The sequence below is a fragment of the Sorangium sp. So ce1153 genome, from assembly GCF_051521595.1.
Lineage (GTDB): Bacteria > Myxococcota_A > Polyangia > Polyangiales > Polyangiaceae > Sorangium.
Map to the genome: position 1 here is coordinate 3387712 of NZ_CP150361.1, position 16454 is coordinate 3404165.

Annotated in this window: 12 protein-coding genes; 3 read left to right on the top strand and 9 right to left on the bottom strand. The window is 71.4% G+C overall.

Going from position 1 to position 16454, the window contains the following annotated elements:
- Positions 1-29: 29 nt before the first annotated feature.
- The 5 genes from WME85_RS12065 to WME85_RS12085 form a co-directional block, all read right to left on the bottom strand.
- Positions 30-926: a WGR domain-containing protein gene (locus tag WME85_RS12065; RefSeq protein WP_437837813.1), complete on the bottom strand. Its 897-nt coding sequence runs from the start codon at positions 924-926 to the stop codon at positions 30-32.
- Between the two features lie 261 nt (positions 927-1187).
- Positions 1188-2033: a DUF6544 family protein gene (locus WME85_RS12070; protein WP_437837815.1), complete on the bottom strand. Its 846-nt coding sequence runs from the start codon at positions 2031-2033 to the stop codon at positions 1188-1190.
- A gap of 86 nt (positions 2034-2119) precedes the next feature.
- The gene (locus WME85_RS12075; RefSeq protein WP_437625280.1) at positions 2120-2416 is read right to left on the bottom strand and encodes a DUF2288 domain-containing protein; all 297 of its coding nucleotides are present in this window, start codon (positions 2414-2416) and stop codon (positions 2120-2122) included.
- A gap of 294 nt (positions 2417-2710) precedes the next feature.
- A complete protein-coding gene (locus tag WME85_RS12080) occupies positions 2711-3712 on the bottom strand; it encodes an alpha/beta hydrolase (protein ID WP_437837817.1) in 1002 nt (333 codons plus the stop codon).
- Positions 3713-4393: 681 nt separating this feature from the next.
- A complete protein-coding gene (locus tag WME85_RS12085; protein ID WP_437837819.1) occupies positions 4394-6904 on the bottom strand; it encodes a TonB-dependent receptor domain-containing protein in 2511 nt (836 codons plus the stop codon).
- A gap of 177 nt (positions 6905-7081) precedes the next feature.
- On the opposite strand from WME85_RS12085, the gene WME85_RS12090 reads away from it, so the two are divergent.
- Entirely contained in the window at positions 7082-8104 is a 1023-nt protein-coding gene (locus tag WME85_RS12090) for a DNA/RNA non-specific endonuclease (RefSeq protein ID WP_437837821.1), read from the top strand.
- Between the two features lie 19 nt (positions 8105-8123).
- Here the strand turns inward: WME85_RS12090 and WME85_RS12095 are convergent, their stop codons facing one another.
- Together WME85_RS12095 and WME85_RS12100 are read right to left on the bottom strand one after the other, a co-directional pair.
- Positions 8124-8534: a nuclease A inhibitor family protein gene (locus WME85_RS12095; RefSeq protein ID WP_437837823.1), complete on the bottom strand. Its 411-nt coding sequence runs from the start codon at positions 8532-8534 to the stop codon at positions 8124-8126.
- A gap of 51 nt (positions 8535-8585) precedes the next feature.
- Positions 8586-12314, bottom strand: a complete 3729-nt coding sequence (locus WME85_RS12100) for a glycoside hydrolase family 97 catalytic domain-containing protein (protein ID WP_437837824.1) — start codon at positions 12312-12314, stop codon at positions 8586-8588.
- Between the two features lie 354 nt (positions 12315-12668).
- Between WME85_RS12100 and fbaA the strand changes: the two genes are divergently transcribed.
- Positions 12669-13742 (top strand): class II fructose-bisphosphate aldolase, encoded by a 1074-nt coding sequence (fbaA, locus tag WME85_RS12105; RefSeq protein ID WP_437309276.1) that lies wholly within the window; start codon positions 12669-12671, stop codon positions 13740-13742.
- A gap of 120 nt (positions 13743-13862) precedes the next feature.
- Here the strand turns inward: fbaA and WME85_RS12110 are convergent, their stop codons facing one another.
- Positions 13863-14273: a hypothetical protein gene (locus tag WME85_RS12110; RefSeq protein WP_437837826.1), complete on the bottom strand. Its 411-nt coding sequence runs from the start codon at positions 14271-14273 to the stop codon at positions 13863-13865.
- Between the two features lie 361 nt (positions 14274-14634).
- Here WME85_RS12110 and WME85_RS12115 point away from each other — a divergent pair, with 361 nt between their 5' ends.
- On the top strand, positions 14635-14757 hold the full coding sequence (locus tag WME85_RS12115; RefSeq protein WP_437309278.1) for a hypothetical protein: 123 nt from the start codon (positions 14635-14637) through the stop codon (positions 14755-14757).
- A 78-nt stretch (positions 14758-14835) separates the two neighbouring features.
- On the opposite strand, the gene WME85_RS12120 is transcribed toward WME85_RS12115, so the two are convergent.
- Positions 14836-15720: an NAD(P)-dependent oxidoreductase gene (locus WME85_RS12120; protein WP_437837829.1), complete on the bottom strand. Its 885-nt coding sequence runs from the start codon at positions 15718-15720 to the stop codon at positions 14836-14838.
- Between the last annotated feature and the right edge of the window lie 734 nt (positions 15721-16454).

Sequence of the window (16454 nt, forward strand, 5' to 3'; positions counted from 1 at the left end):
GGGCGCGGTGGGGGCGCTCGCCGCGCAGCTCACGCCGCGCGCATCCGCTGGAGGCGCTGCGCGACGTGCGGGTCGCTGCCCGCGTCGATGCTCGCGAGGTAGTCCCTCAGCGACCGCCCGGTGCGGCCGAGGTGCGCCTCGAGGTGGGGCGCCAGCGCCTTCCATCGCAGCGCCCACCCGGCCTCGGCGCTCATCGAGCCGTGGTGCGGCCGGTCGACCAGCAGCGCGCCGAGCCGGAGGCCGAGCTCCGGGTCGCCGAGCTCCTCGAGCTGCCGCTTCAGGATGGCGAGCGCTCCGGCGGCCGGCGAGGTCGCGGGCGGCGCCTTCCATGTGTCGCGCACCGCGCGCGCGAACGCCGCGGCGTCGAGCTCGGAGAGCAGCTCGATCGCGCGCACGAGCGGCAGCCGATCGGGCGCGCTCGGCGCGACGACGCGGGCCATGAGCGTGTCCAGCGCGGCCACCAGCGCCGCGTCCGTCGCGGGGTCGAGCCCGCCGAGCGCCTCGAGCGCGCGCCGGGCGCGGCGGACGGCGCGCCCGAGGGCCCAGCTCCGCCGGCCGCGCGCGGCGGCGAGCGCGGAGAGCGCCTGGACAGCGGTCTTCCGTCGCGCCTCGGTGGCCTCGCCTGGTCGCACGCGCGGCGGCAGATCGAGCTTCGGCGGCGGGGGCGCGGCCGCTTCGGCGCTGGCCGCCGGGGCGCCGCCGGCGGGCGCGCCGCCCTCGGCGGCCACCTCCTGGTAGCCCTCCCGGAGCTTCTCGGCGACCTTCTTCTCGAGCTCGCGCGCCGCCGCTTCCGCGGTGGGGAAGGCCTTCTCCTTGCGCTGCCCGGCGGTGCCGAGCCGGCCATAGACGACGATGAACGTCCTGTCGTCCACGTCGGCCATCCAGAACTTGGCGCTCGTCCCCTGCACGAACTCGAACCGACGCATGCGGGCGAGGATACCACGGTGCGGTCGCGCCTTCGCTGCTGCTTCGCGGGACGAGGCGGGCTCACGCGGCCTCGTGTGGGTGCCGGGATGTATGGACAAGGAGCCTCGTCTCACCCCGCGAGGGGGGTCGCCACGCGTGGAGCGCTATCGCGCTGGCGGGCATGCGCAGGGCGCGCAGGGCGCGCGGGCCGCGCGATCCCATCCTCATCGTCGGGGGCTCTGGACATCCACCGCCGCGATCCCCCGGGGCCGCAGCGGTCGTCATCCGGGCGCGACGTCGAACTCGATACCTCCGTCGGCCAGGGTGAAGGCGGCATACGCGAAGTCCCCGCCCGGGAGGTGCCACACGGCCTTCCCGCCGCACGCCACCGGCCGGCCGTCGATGACCTTCAGCCCCTTGACGGGCGTCGACCAGCGCGCCTGCACCATCTCCTTTGGATTCTCGGGATCCTCGACATAGCGGTCCGTCGTGCTGAAGTCGGTGACGGCGCCGCGCTCGTCGACGAAGACGCGCGCCGTGACGGTCCTCCCGTGATCCGTGAGCGCCACGTCGAACGCTCCTTCATCGACCGCTGTCCACGTCGTCTCCGGACCGAGCACCATCGACGGCGCGAACAGGATGGCGTCGTTCAGGTACGTGACGAGCTCGCCCGTGTCGATCTTGGCGTTGGCCTCGTCGACCACGCTGAAGGTATCGAGCATCCGCCCCAGCATCCGCCCCTGCCCGCGCACGTACGTGTCGCGCACGAGCAGCATCACGAACCCGTAGCGAAGCCGCATGTGGAAGATGCGCGCGATCCCGAGGCGCGAGTCGTACTGCCACGCCTCGCACGGCTTCCAGGGCTGGTCGGGTCCCCGGCGGAACACGCCCGTCCACCGCGCGCGGAAGGACCACACGCGCGGCCGGCCGACGACCCTCATGAAGCGCAGGTAACGCTGCGCCGTCGCGGGGAGCTCCGCGAGGTCGGCCTCGGTGACCGGCTCGCGCGGCCCGGGGTCGCTCGGGAGGCCGGCCTCCGCGACCTCGCGGAGGAACCTGGCGCGCATGCTGCGCGAGGGCGCAAGCCCTGCGCTGGGAGGGATGCTTGAATTGCGTGCGTTGCCCATGGGGAGCCTCATCGGGGCCACGCCAGAGCAGCGCGCGTGCCGAGCCGCCCGCCCGAGCGGCGGGCCCCCGGCGGGCTCTGCGGGCCTCAGGAGAGCGGCGGCGAGGGCGGCCGGCGCACCAGCACGAACGGCGCGACCACGAGCGACAGGAACCGCAGCTCGGCCTGGAGCGGCCAGCGCGCGAGGTCCTCGGCCGTGGGCTTGGTCAGCTTGCCGGACGCGATCCAGGCCTGGACCGCGGCCGCGTCGTTCGACGCCACGGCCTCGCCGACGTCCAGGAGGTCGAGGTCGGCGGCGACGAGGATGACCGCGTCGCGCGCTGCGTGGGCGCGGAGGTCGGTCCAGAAGACCTCCCCGAGCGTGTTGGCGAGCCGTTCGCGCATGGGCGCAGCATAGATCCCGGGCGGCGGACGCCAAGATGGACAGGCGCGGATCGAGCGGGCGGGGGCAGCGGCCGCCGGCCTCGGCGGTCCAGGCGGTCGGCGAGCGCTCCAGGAGCGATCCCACCTCGCCATGACGACTGGCCATCCTGCTCAGCGCACGTCACCGCGTCGAAGGTGCCTGTCGCGCGATGAGCTGCCGAGCAGATCGTGTTGTGGAGTGGGGTGAGGCGCCGCGCGCGCCCCGGGGCGCGCAGCGCGGGACGTCCGGGACCCGCCGGAGGAGCAGCTCGAGCGCTACCAGCCCATGTTGTGGTGAATCCAGCAGTCGATCTGCTCCCAGCCGGCCGGCGCGCCGAAATGGCCGTTCAGGATGTGGCCCGAGTGCGGCACGATCGCCTTCGTGACGCGCTCGGCGCTGGTATAGAGCGCCGCGTCGGAGTCCACGTACGACGCCGGCTGCAGCTCGTCGCTCTCCCCGAACTGGATCAGCACCGGGCTCGTCACGCCGTCGATGCCTGCGAGCAGCGGGTTCCCCGAGACGGCCAGCAAGCTCAGGAACTGGCCGCGCGTGTACGTGTCCGCGATGTTCGCGTTGTCGAAGGCGATGACCGCGGGATCCGCGTTCGCGGCGTCATAGAAGATGTCGGTGCGGATCTCCGTCGGGATCGAGATGTAGGGGCTCTGCAGCATCGCCGAGATCGCCTCGTTGGACACCGGGATGGGGTGCGGCGTGAAGGCGAAGCCGGTGTTGACGAGGACGTCCGCGTCATTGTAGGTGCTCTGAACGAACGTGCTGATGATGGCGCCGTTCGAGTGGCCGACCAGGGCGATCCGCCGGAAAGGCGTCTTGTAGACCCCGCCGCTGGTGCGCATCTCCGTGAGGACCTGATGCACGCTCTCGGCGGTCTCGGCGAGGTCGAGGAAGTCGCCGTCCGGCCTGCTGCTCTCGCCGGCGCCGAGCATGTCGAGCGCCAGGACGGCATACCCCTCCCTGGCCATGTGCTCGGCATAGGAGTACTTGCGTCCCCCGACCGACGGGATGTCCCAGTACTCGTGGGTGTAGGTGAGGCCGTGGACAAGCACCTGGAGGGGGCGGTACTTGGTGTGCCCGCGATAGTAGAGGTAGCCGACGACTTCGTACGTGTTGCCGTCGGAGAGGGTCACCGGGAAGACCAGCCGCTCGACCTTGGTGCCCTGGCTCGACGACGACGCCTCGGCCTTGTTCGCCGGGAGAGCGGTGGCCGCGAGCGTCGCCGAGAAGAGAACCGTGCTAAGTGCGCGAGAATACAAATTCATCACTTGACCCTCATGGTTGCGGTAGGTGCTTGGAGGTGAGGCAACGTCTCTCGCGGTGCGATGTCCGTGGCGTCTTCGCTCCATCACCGCCTCGCAGTGCTCGCAGCTCGCAAACACCGGACCAGCAAGCAGCTGCACCACTTAACGTAGCGCACGATCGTCTTGTGCGCTGCCGCGCAACTGCATTTAGTAATGCCCTGAGCCGTCGGTTTACTGCCAGCTGCTGCCAGCTGCCGTCTGGTTGCTGTCCGTTCGCCCTCCGTGTGCACCGGATCCGCGCCGGCCGTTGCGTGGCGTGAACGCCACGCGAATCATTGCGTTGTGCCGCAACGATTTGCGTAGATGAAGGCCTGTATGGGCCCGGATTTCCGTGCAGATGCCGGAGCTGACGTCCTCGGCGCGATTGCTGTGTCGGTGATAATTTGTCGCCATGCTTCACGGTTCCTCGCCGCCAGCATGGCCAGGAGCCTTCATCGCAGCCCTGACGTGGACCCATGTGATGGTATGCGATTTTAGCGGTCACGCTGCACTTCATGGGCGCACGCAGCGGCGCACGCAGCGGCGCACGCAGCGGCGCGCCCCAGCAGCGGAGTGCGGCGGTCCCCACCCCGCCGCGGGCGCACTGCTCGGCTCGCCAGCGGCGTCGAGCTCGCGCTCGCGCTGGAGCCAGCGCGATGCCGCTCAGAAGCTCGCTTCGACGCCGAGGCTGGGGATCACGATGGGCCCGAGCTCCTCCGGCTCACACCCACGCAGGATCGAGCATTCGTATTGCAGCGTCTCTTTCCCGGCCGTCGCGTTGAGCACCTCGACCGTGAGCGACACCAAACGACCCTCCCGGAGGACCCACCGCTTCTCGAGACGCAGGTCGAGCCGGAAGAACGCCGGCAGCCGCTCTGGCAGGCTCAGCCGTCGTACGTACCGGGCGATCTGCTCGCGCAGCTGCTCCCGCCGCCGGATGTCCTCTTCGGTGTCCGGGCGATCCTCGTCGTCGTTGTCGGGCCGCTGCCCGTTCCCGTCGCCTCCCCAGAGGTCGTAGTCCAGCGTCATCGGGATACCGCTGTAGAACACCGCCCTGCCGCCGAGCTTCCACCCGCGGCCCAGATCGACCGCGGCGGCCGCGTTGAGCACGTGGCGGCGATCGAAGGCCGAGTCGAAGCTCTCCCGGCCGACATGGCGGACCGAGCGCGACAGGGTGTAGGACACGAACCCTCCGAGCCGCTTCGACAGGCTGCGGTGCGCGTAGATCTCCAGCCCGTGGGTGCTGCCCGTCGCGCGCAGCTCTGCCCGCTGCGCGAGCCCGACGTCGGTGCCCGGCGGCCGGTTGCCGAGGGCGTCGCTCAGGTTGAAGAAGCCGCTCCGGAACGCGGTGACCGTCGCCCTGAACCCCTCGGGCAGGCGGAGCTCGACGCCGGCGCTCGCGAGCAGCCCCGTCTGCGTACCCCCGCGCAGGCCGCCGATCTGAAGGCCGGGCACCGCCCCGAGGAAGCTCGGCGGCTGGTGCGTCATGCCGAAGGCGCTCAGCAGGGCGACGCTCGGCGTCGCCTGCAGCCGCGTCGCGAGCCGCGGATCCACCGTCGCGTCGGTCGCGCCCTCGGAAGAGAAGAGGTCGCCGCGGAGGCCCGGGACGACCTCGAGCGCGGGCGCGGCGCGCACGACGACGTCGGCCCAGAGCCCCGCGGAGAGGTCCTCCCGGCTCGTGAACAGGCGCGCGAGCGCCCTGTCGTTCCGGCTCGGGAAGTCGCCGTCGTTCTCGCGGATGTCGATGTCGTACCGCTCCAGCTGCGCGTCGGCGCCGGCGCGCACCGTCAGCCGCTCCGAGACGGGCGCGGACAGCTCGGTGCGCGTGCCGAAGAGGCGCGTGCGCCCGGCCCGCTCCCCGTCCTGGTTCGAGCTCTCCTCGTAACCGAGCGTCACCGCGTGCCTGAGGCGGCCGCCCCTCGCGAAGAACCTGTCGTAGCGGAGGTCGAGCCGGTGGAAGTCGCCGGCGAGCACGACGTCGGTCTCCCCGTCGTCCTCGATCCGGGCGAGGTAGTCGTGCGACCCGAAGGCGAAGAGCCCGACCCTGTCGTACGGCGAGAGGTCGTACGTGGCGCGGGCCTGGTAGTCCCAGTATCCGAGCTCCACGCCCGGCGAGAACAGCGAGAGGAGCGCGCCCGGGTACGCATAGCGCCCGCCCACCAGCGCGGTGCCGCGGCCGTCGGCCCAGGGCGCCTCGACCAGGGCGCCGGCGTCGAACAGGCGGATGTTGCCCTCGCCGTGGAACAGGCGCGCCGGCTCCCTCGTCTCGCCGCCGATGACGCCGCCGATGTAGCGCCCGAAGCGCGCCGGGAAGCCGCCGGGGTAGAGGTCGACCCGCTCCACGAGCGCCGGGTGGATCACGCTCGGGCCGAGCGCCACGTGGTAGAGCAGCGGGACGCGCACGCCGTCGACGAAGTAGCCGACGTTGCCCGGCGGGGCGCCGCGCACGAAGAAGTACGGCACGCCGGAGGCGATGGGCGTCACGCCCGGCAAGGCCTCGATCGCGCGGAACGGATCGCCGAAGGCGCCGGGCATCTGGCGCACCTCCTCGCGCGTCATCGAGGTCGTCATCGGCGCCGCGCGCTCGCCCACCACGACGACGTCGATGGGCTCCGGGGGCGCCGGCCGCGAGGGCGGCGCCGGCGCCGCCCTCGCTCCGGGCGGCGCCAGGACCGTCGCAGCGGCCGGGGGCTCGTCCGGCGCCGCGGGCGCGACGGGCGCGACGGGCGGAGGAGCGTGGAACGCCACGCGGAAGAGGATGCGCGCGTTGATGGGGCGCCCGTCGCGACGGGCGGGCTCGAAGCGCCAGGATGGCGCCGCGCCCACCGCGGCGCTGACGAACGGCTCCTCTCCCTCGGCCTCGACGACGCTCACTGTTCCATCGGCGTGCACCGTGATGCGGAGGACCACGGTCCCGTCGCCGACGCCGCCGGGCGGGTAGGGCGGTTCCGTTGGGCCGAGCGGCGACGGCATCGTGAGCTGCGGGGCGGCCTGGGGCGCAGCGGCGGGTCGCTCGGCCGCAGCGGCGGGTGCCTGGGCCTGAGCGGGCTCTGCCGTGGCTTCGTCGAGGGCGAGGGCGAGGCGCGCGCCGACGGCCACGGCCGCGGCGAAGGCGCGCGGCGCCGCGGTGGGCGCGGCGCTCGATGCGCTCCGGCGTCGCAGAGCCCTGTCCACCGGTTTCACCATCAGGCTCTCTGAAACCATGGAGAGTCGCGCCCGCATGCTCAAGCGAAACGTGTCGCCCGGGCGGAGCGCGCGGCGCTCCTCGCGTGAGGCGCCCATCCCATCGCTCCTCGCGCGGGGCGCTCTGCGCGTGGCGCTGGACGTTCGTGCCGCCGCTGCCGTAGGTAGATGGCTGGAAGCGCTGACGTGGGCTCGAAGAGGCGAAAACCGAAGTCCTGGGGTTCCCGGGCGCTCCTCGCGCTCGTCGTGACCGGGCTCAGCGCGGTGGGGGTCAAGTGCGGCCTCGAGCGCGGGCTCAAGGAGCTCGGCCTCGATCAAGGCGAGGACCGCCCCTCGAGGCCGTCTCCCTCGCCCGGCCGAACCAGCGGCTCCTCGCCGCCGAAGGGCGCTCCGCCGAAGGGCGTGCCCACCGCGCGCCCGCCCGCGCTCAGCCCCCACCTCGAGCTCGGGGTGCCGGTCCGTACGGGAGCTCGCGCCGCCCGCGCCGAGGCCGCGCCCGACGATCACCTGATGATCAAGCCCCAGTACGCCCTCTCGTACAACCGGTCCCGGAACGTCGCGAACTGGGTCAGCTGGCGGCTCGACGCCGCGTCGTTCGGCGACGCGCCCCGCCATCGCGGCAAGTTCCTCGCCGACAGCGCGCTGCCGGACGGGTGGTACCGCGTGCAGCACGACGACTACACCGGCTCCGGCTTCGATCGGGGCCACATGGTCCGCTCCGAGGAGCGGACGCGGACCCCCGACGACAACAAGGCGACCTTCCTCCTCACCAACATCCTGCCGCAGCGGCACGACCTCAACGCCGGTCCGTGGCTCCGGCTCGAGGAGGCGTGCCAGGAGCTCGCGCAGAAGGAGAGGCGGGTGCTGTTCCTGATCGCGGGCGGCCTCTTCGACGAGCGCGGGCGCCCGCCCACCATCGGCAAGGACGTCGCCGTGCCGGGCGCGTTCTTCAAGGTCGCCGTGGTCCTCGAGCCGGGCCAAGGGCCGGAGGACATCGGCCCGTCGACGCGGGTCATCGCGGCGGTGATGCCGAACGAGACGGGGATCCTGGACGAGGGCTGGGGGCAGTACCGGACGACGGTCGACGAGATCGAGCGGCGCGCGGGCTACGACGTCCTGACCGCCGTCCCCGAGGCGGTGCAGCGGGCGCTCGAGGCGCGCACCGACGACGGACCCGCCGGCGGCCGCTGAGCGGCGCGCCCTCCGTCGATCACGTCTCGACGACCTTCGTCTTGAGGCCGAGCCACGCGCCCGACGGGTGGCGGCCGAGGACGTAGACATCGATCGCGACGCGCCCCACGCGGTAGACGCGAAGGTCGGTCAGGTGGCGCTCCAGCAGGTCCACGAGCCGCCGGTACCGCCCCGCCTCGGCCTGCGCCGCCTCGCCGGCCTCCTCGGGCGGCTCGAGCACGGGCGCGAAGAAGTCGCCCGCGGTCGTGACCTCGACCGCCGTGTCCGCGGCGAGGCCCTCCGCCGCGAGCAGCGCGGCCGGCGAGGATGCGTCGACGTCCCACCGCGATGGGCTCAGTGGATGATCGGACTCGCTGGGGAACAGCAGGTCCTTCGACGCCTCCTCCAGGGAGGCGAGGAGCTCTTCGGGCGACGCGGGTTGGGCCTGCATGCGGATCTCCGGGCGGGCTGCGCGGACGAGCCCGAGTCTACCGTGGGAGGGTCATTCCACCGTGAAGCTGAAGGTGTATGGCGCCTGCATGGGCACGCCGTCCACGCCGAGCGCGCTCTTCACGTTCGAGACCGTCACCTCGTAGTCGCCCGGCGCGAGCGGCCCCGCCGGCGTGAAGACCAGGCTGCCGGGCGTGGCCTCGTCCACGGCGCCCGCGACCGGCTCGCTGTCGCGCGCCACCTGCACCGAGCCCTCGTAGCCGCCGGCGTCGGGCGGATCGACGTCGCGCGAGAAGCTGATCTCGATCGCGGACGCCGCCAGGACGACGGTCCCGTCGGCCGGGGCGGTGCCGGCCACCAGCGGATCGCGCCAGTACCGGATCCCCTTCTGCGTGTCAGGGATCGCGCCGTCGTCCCACGCCGTGGAGGTGTTGTCGACGACCTGCCCGCCGCTGCCGATCGGGATCGAGACGGCGCGGTTGTTCGTGCCGGTGATGCCGCCCCACCACTCCACGCGCTCCCAGGTGCCGCGGGCGTACTTGTACTGGAGCTCGGTCCCCTCGGGGATGTCGACCGTGGTCTGCCAGAGCCCGCCGCCCGTGTGCGTCATCGCGACGAGACCCGGGTTCCACGGGCCGAGCGCGTCGACGCTGCCGGGCACATAGATCGCCGACAGGGCCGGCGTCTCCAGCGGCGCCTGGACGCGGAACGTCACCGCCACCGTGCGGGGGGTCGCCGTCTGGACGATCTCGTTCGACGCCGGCGACTCGGCGCCGTCCGCGTAGACGGCCCGCACGATGTAGGAATAGGCCTGGTGGGCGGTCAGCCCGGTGTCCGTGAACGTCGTGAGGGCGCCGTCCACCTCCGCGTGCGCGGCGTCGCCGTACAGCCCGCCGGGGAGGTGCCTGTAGACGCGGTAGGCGACCGCCTCCGGCGCCGGCTCCCACGCCAGCTCGATCGTGTCGGCGCTCGCGCCCGTGACGCGCAGGTCGTCCGGCGGGGCGGGCGCGGCGTCCGGCGGGACGACCGTCACGAGCTCGGGCGCCGCGTCGCCGACCGCCACGCTGACCGCGCCGAGCTGCGCGATCTGGATCTCGAAGGCGACCGTCACCGTCGCGTCGGCGTTGATCCGGACCACGCGCGCGTCGACGAGGGCGCCGTCCACGGAGATGCCGATCGCCTCGCCGCCGACGAGGTTCCCGGTGTTGGTCACCTCGGCCGTCACCAGGACGAAGTCGCCCTGCACGACCTCCTCCGGCACCGTGACGCTCTCCACGGCGTAGCTCGGCTGCCGGTAGGCCTCGAGGCTCGCCGTGTCCTCGGCCGTCGCCGGGCGGATGCGGACAGCCTGGCCGCCGCTCGACTCCATGGCCGCGACGAGCGTGTCGCCGGCCGTGACGAGGAACCGGCTGCGGGCGACCAGCTCGGGGCGCGCGTTGTAGTCGGCCTCAGCGTCGTCCGTGTACGTCTCGGCGACGAAGGTCCCGCCGCCGAGGAAGTCGAGCGGGATCTGGAGCGCGCGGGCGGTGCTGTCCGTGCCGCTCCCGAGGTACCACGCGTCCCCGCTCCGGCGCGCCACGGTCATGTGCTCGCCGATCGCGGCGTCGAGCACGCGGGTCTCGTCCCACGTCACCGGCACCTGCTCGATGAAGGCGAACTCGGGGCGCCCCTCGTAGTGCTCGGGGACGTCGGTCACCATCTGGAGCCCGCTGAGCAGGATGACGTAGAGCGCGAGCTGGTGCGCGCGCGTCGTGTGCACCCGCGCGGGCGGGTTCCCGGCAAAGGGGCTCTCGGGGATCTTCTCTGGCGCCCAGAGCACCTCGAAGATGCCCGGGTTGTAGTCGACCGGGCCCCCGAGCATGCGGGTGAACGGCAATGTCAGCGTGTGCGAGGCGGGGTTGCCGTCGCTCCAGGCCTCGTACTCCATGCCGCGTAGCCCCTCGCGGCTCATGAAGTTGGGATACGTGCGCTCCTCGCCGGTCGGCTTGATGGGCTCGTGCGCGTCGACCATGATCTGGTGCTCCGCGGCCCTCCTCGCCACGTCGGCGTAATGGTTCACCATGCGCTGGCTGTAATGGTGATGGCCCGGGATGTTCCCGACATATCCCGTCTTGATGGCGTGGATACCGAGGGACTCGTACAGCGCGAACGCCTCGTCCAGCTGGTCCTCGAAGCCATCGACGTTGGCTCCGGTCTCCATGTGGGCGACGAAGCCGACGCCGCGCGCCGCCCCGTAGGCGACGACCTCCTCGAGGTCGAATCGGTCGTTCGACGCGGTGTAATCCATGTCGGTCCAGCTGCCGTCCCAGCCCTGGTTCCAGCCCTCGGCGAGGACGAACGGGATGCCGTGCTCGCCCGCGAAGTCCATGTAGCGCTGCGTGTTCTCGGTCGTGGCGCCGACGTGCTCGCCCGGCTCCCAGGTCGACAGGCCCTTGTGGATCTCCCACCAGACGCCCATGTACTTGCCTGGCCGCAGCCAGGCCAGGTCACCATCGCAGATGGCGCATGGGTCGTTGAGGTTGAGGACCAGGTGCGACTCCATGAGGCTCCCCGCGCGGGGGCCGATGGTGAGGGTGCGCCACGGCGTCTCGAAGGGCACGGTGACCCGCGCCTTGACGGCGGTGCTCTCCGGGCCGCTCCGCGCCGGTACGAGGGCGCTCCGGAAGGCGTGCGGCGCCCCCGGCAGCGCCTCCAGGGTCATGGCGGCGTAGTCGTCGAGATCGGCCTCGTGCAGCGCCACGTAGAGGTCGTCGGCGAGCCGGACCGTCATGGGCGTGTTGGCGTTCGCGACGGTGCTGAGCGCGCCCCGGTTGTACAGCGACTCGTCGCCCTCGAAATCGGCGCGCGTCCACCAGGCGGTGCCGTCCGAGGCGAAGCGGAACTCGGTGTCCTCGGAGGTGATCGTGAGCTCGCTCAGGCCGTCTTGCTCGGGGATGACGTACCGCAGGCCCAGGCCGTCGTCGAAGACGCGGAAGACGACGTCGAGGCGCCTCGCCGGGGCGTCCGATGCCAGGTGGACCGTGAGCTCGTTGTAATGCTCACGAATCGTGGAGGCGGCGCCCCAGACCGGGTTCCAGGTCGAGTCCACGGTCCGCCGGTCGGCGCCGGCGACGCGCGCGCCGCGGCCGATCGGCCCGAGATCGCCGAGGTCGAGGCCGAGCGCCGAGCCGGCGAGGATGGCCCGCCCCGCTCGCTCGACCGAGTAGGAAGGGACGCCGTCCTGAACGTCGAACGTCACGACGATCTCGCCACCAGGAGACGTGACCCGCTGCTCCTCGCCCGGCTCCCCGCCGCCCGCGCCGCCGAGGCCGCCCGCGCCACCAAGGCCACCCGCGCCGCCAAGGCCGCCTGCGCCGCCAAAGCCGCCTGCGCCGCCAAAGCCGCCTGCGCCGCCTAGCCCACCTTCGCCGCCCGCGCCGCCAAGGCCGCCCGCACCGCCTAGCCCACCTGCGCCGCCAAGGCCGCCCGCGCCGTCAAGGCCGCCCGCACCGCCAAGGCCGCCCGCACCGCCCAGCCCACCTGCGCCGCCCAGCCCACCTGCGCCGCCCAGTCCACCCGCGCCGCCCGCGCCGCCAAGGCCGCCTGTACCGCCTGCGCCGCCAAGGCCACCTTCGCCGCCGAGGCCGCCTCCGCTGGCGCTCTGACCACCCCCGGTGCCGCCGGGAGGACTGGGCTCGTCGTCACCGCAGCCGGCTGCCAGAGGGAGGAGCGACGCAACCAGGCCGAGCCAGGCGACCCGAGAGCGAACCCTTTTCGCGATCGTTGCGGATTCGATGGTCATGGAGTGTCCTGCGACATGGCGTACCTCCCGGGCGGCGTCAATCGTCAGCCGCTCGCCCGGGCGATGCTAACCATTTGAATTCACACATCTTTTGTGCTGACGTGGCCCCGCCGCACAGGTTGCGCTTGACATCTCAGGAACGTTTCGGGGCTGCTTCTTCTGCTTGCCCATCAGCGGCGGTGACGCGACGCTTCAACCTCGCTCGGGCCGAACGGGAGAATCCGCTTGCTCCCGGAGCTTGGGCGATGGTACCGGGACGCGCCCGCCCCTGGGGTCCGATCCACCCTTCCGCTTTCCGTTGCCGCGTTGCATGCTCGGCGGACACCAGCGCAACGAACAAGGATTCAACCAGCCATGTCCAAGATGAAGCTCAAGCCCGGCGTGATCACTGGTTCCGCTCTTCAGGAACTGTTCGAGTACATGAAGAGCGTGGAGTGCGCGCTGCCGGCGGTGAACGTGATCGGCTCGCACAGCACGACCGCCGCCCTCCAGGCGGCCAGAGAGGCCAAGAGCCCCATCATCATCCAGTTCTCGAACGGCGGCGCCCACTTCTTCGCCGGCAAGTTCCTGGACAACAAGGGTGAGAAGGCCGCCATCGCGGGCGCGATCGCGGGCGCGCACTACGTGCGGAACCTGGCCGAGGCCTACGGCGTGCCGGTCATCCTGCACACGGACCACGCGGCGAAGAAGCTGCTGCCGTGGATCGACGGCCTGCTGGCGTACGGCAAGCAGTTCTTCGAGAAGAACGGAGAGCCCCTGTTCTCCTCGCACATGCTCGACCTGTCCGAGGAGCCGCTCCACGAGAACCTCGAGATCTGCCAGAAGTACCTGCGGCAGATGGCCGCCCTCAAGATGACGCTCGAGATCGAGCTCGGCGTCACCGGCGGCGAGGAGGACGGCGTCGACAACAGCGGCATCGACAACTCCAAGCTGTACACCCAGCCGTCGGAGGTCCTCGCGGCCTACGACGCGCTGAAGCCGATCGGCAACTTCACGGTCGCCGCCTCGTTCGGCAACACGCACGGCGTCTACAAGCCGGGCAACGTGCAGCTCCGCCCCCCGATCCTGAAGAACTCCCAGGACGCGATCCAGAAGGAGCGCAAGACGGGCGCGAAGCCGGTCGACTTCGTGTTCCACGGCGGCTCCGGCTCGTCGCGCGAGGAGATCCGCGAGGCGGTCTCCTACGGCGTCATCAAGATGAACATCGACACGGACACGCAGTGGGCCTTCACGCAGCCCATCAAGAAGTACATGGACGACAAGGGCGCGTACCTGAAGTCGCAGCTCGGCAACCCCGAGGGCGAGGACAAGCCCAACAAGAAGTACATCGACCCGCGCGGCTGGCTCCACCTCGGCGAGAAGGGCGTGGCCGCGCGCCTCGTCGAGGCGTGCAAGGACCTGAACTCGTTCGACAAGTTCGAGTTCTGATCCGCGCCGTCGACTCCGGCCGCGCCTCCCTGCGCGCGGCCGGAGCGGGCGATCTCACGCAGACTCACGCAGACTGACGCGGAGCCGAGCGCCGGGAAGCGCCGGCCGCTCGCCGCTCACTCATGAAGGCGACGAGTGCGCCGTGTGGAGCGAGCGGACCGGGCCAGTCGCCCGGCGGCGGCGGGGAAGGCGGGAGAGCGGCAGGCCGAGGAGACCGAAGGCCGTGAGCTCGACGCCGAGCACGGGCAGGAAGGAGAACCCCGCGAGCTCGCTGGCGAGGAGCTGCACGACGGCGATCGGTGCCGCGACCGACAGGAGCGCTGTCCGGTAGGGGACGCCGTGCAGCAGCGCGAGCAGCACGCCGACGACCCCGACGGCCAGGCAGCCGTCGACGGCCGGGAGCAGCGCCAGCGCGCCGGGGGTGCGCTGCGCGGCGCGGAGCCAGAGCAGGGCGCCGCCCCCGAGGAGGACAAGCGCGATCGGCAGATTGCCAGCGGAGCGGGCGGTCGTCTTCTGAGCAGGAGAAGCCATGGTGTCGGGGACGGGAGCATGCCATGTGCCATCGCTGCTCCCTGGAGAGGGGCGGCCGGGCGCGCCGCGAGATGCGCGGTTTGCGCGGCGACGCACGCTTTGCGCGTCCCACCCGCGCGCGCCTTCAGCTCTCCTGAGAGGGGTCGTGGCGCGGGCGCGTGGGGCGCTCGTCGGCGCCGCCTGAGCCGCGGCGCGCCCTCTCCGGCTCGCGGCTTGCAGTGAACCGGTCATCGGCCGAGGGCCGCGGGAGGAGGTCGCCATGTGTCGTCGTCTGGATGCGCCGGAGAGGTTGTCGTGGCTCGAGGTCGAGGGCGATGGCGCCACGCCAGGGAAGGTGCGCTGCCCGCGGAGAGAGGATGACATGACCGACGCGCGAGAGTGCTTTGCCTGCAAGCGCTTCGGGACGCTGGCGATCCATCCGAGCGGGAAGAAATTCTATGTCGTGTGCGAGCCGTTCGCCGACACGGCAGTCGAAGCGGTGTAGCGAATCCAGGTCCGCCCGAGCCGCCCTCGGCCTCGGCTCTGGCTCGCCGAAGCGGAGGAGCGGGCCCTACACCGCTGCTCAGCCGCGGCCCTGATCCTGGATGGCGTTGAACACGGCGGCCATCTCATCGGCGCCGTGGCCGAGCTGCAACGCCCGCTTGAAGTAGGACAGGATGAGCTCCGGGACGCGCCGGTCGACGTTGTTCTCCCGGCTGAGACGCGCGATGTGCTCGATGGCGCCCGTGTGAATGTCCAGCGTGCAGTCGTTCCCCTTGAAATCGCCGGTAGACAGCATCTTCTTGCACATGTCGGCGGTGATCGAGATGAGCGGCATGATCGCCTGGAGCTTGGCGAAATACGCGTCGAGGGGAAACTCCTCCGACGCGCAGATGGCCGCCCCGTGCAGGAACGACAGCGTGGCGCCGTAATAGCTCTCCAGGAGAGCGCAGTCGAGCGCCGCCGCGGCCCCGATCGGCTCGCCGACGTGGGAGGTGGCCCCGCCGAGGACGCGCAGCGTCGCCTGGTGGCGGTCGTAGAGCCCCTTGGGACCCGAGTAGAACACCGCCGTCTGTTCACCACCGATGTAGCTGGGGTAAGCCAAGATGCACCCGTCCAGGTAGTTGATCCCGAGGTCCGACGCCCATGCCGCCCCGCTGCGGGCGTCCTTGGGCGTACCGCTGGTCAGCTGTACCAGCGTCCGGCCCTTCGCGGCCTCGGCCACGAGGGGAGTGCGGAGGACCTGGTCGCTCGCTTCGTAGTTGAGCAGCGAGATGATCGTCAGGTCGCTCTCGCTGCACGCCTGCTCGGGCGTCGCCGCCACCTTCGCCTGGCCATGAAACGGCTCTGCCTTGCCGTGGGTCCGGTTCCATACGGTCACCCGATGACCGGCGTTGATGTAAGCGCGCGCCAGCGCGGCGCCCATTTGACCCAGACCGACAATGGACACGGTCTCCTTGTGCGACATGACCTATCTCCTGTTTCCTGTGATAATCTGAGGGTATCCGAGCGCGCGCTCCTCACCCTCCATCCGCTGGCGCAATCAATTGATTGCCGTTTGTCCGAGCGGCTACCCTCGACATCTACCACCGCGCCTACGGTGTGTCAGTCACACGCTCGCCGCCGGCGCAATGTCGCGTCCATGAAGGTCATGAGCATCCCGGGGAGGCACCGGCGCGGCCGCCTCGGCGGCCCTGCTCGTCGCCGGCCTTCCGGCCCGGCGACGCCGCGGAGGCCGGAACGGCCGCCGGGTTGTCGCACCTCTCGGACGGCTCGATGCTCCCGAGCCGCGCGCAGCTCCGCGAGACCTGCGATGACGCGAACGCGGCCCACACGCGAGCGAGCCTGTTCCTCGCGCGGCAGGTCGGCGACACGGGGGCTCGCGGAGCGATGGGGCATGACCGCGGGAGGCTCATCGCGGAAAGAGAGGAGCTGCCAGGCAGCTGTGAAGGCGGAAGCGGAAAGCGGAAAACGAGCGCCAGTGCAGCCAGTGCAGCCAGTGGAGATCGAGCCGCCGCGGCTGCCTCGTCACCCTGGCGGCCCGTGACCGCTCGCCCTGCCTCCGCCCGACGCACTCGGTTCATATCCACCTTGACAGGTGAACAGTACTGCGCAAAAGTTCGACCGGGTAGGCCTGCGCTCGCACCCCCTTCGACTAGAGGAGATGACAATGCCCATCATCGGACGACAGTGCACACGCGA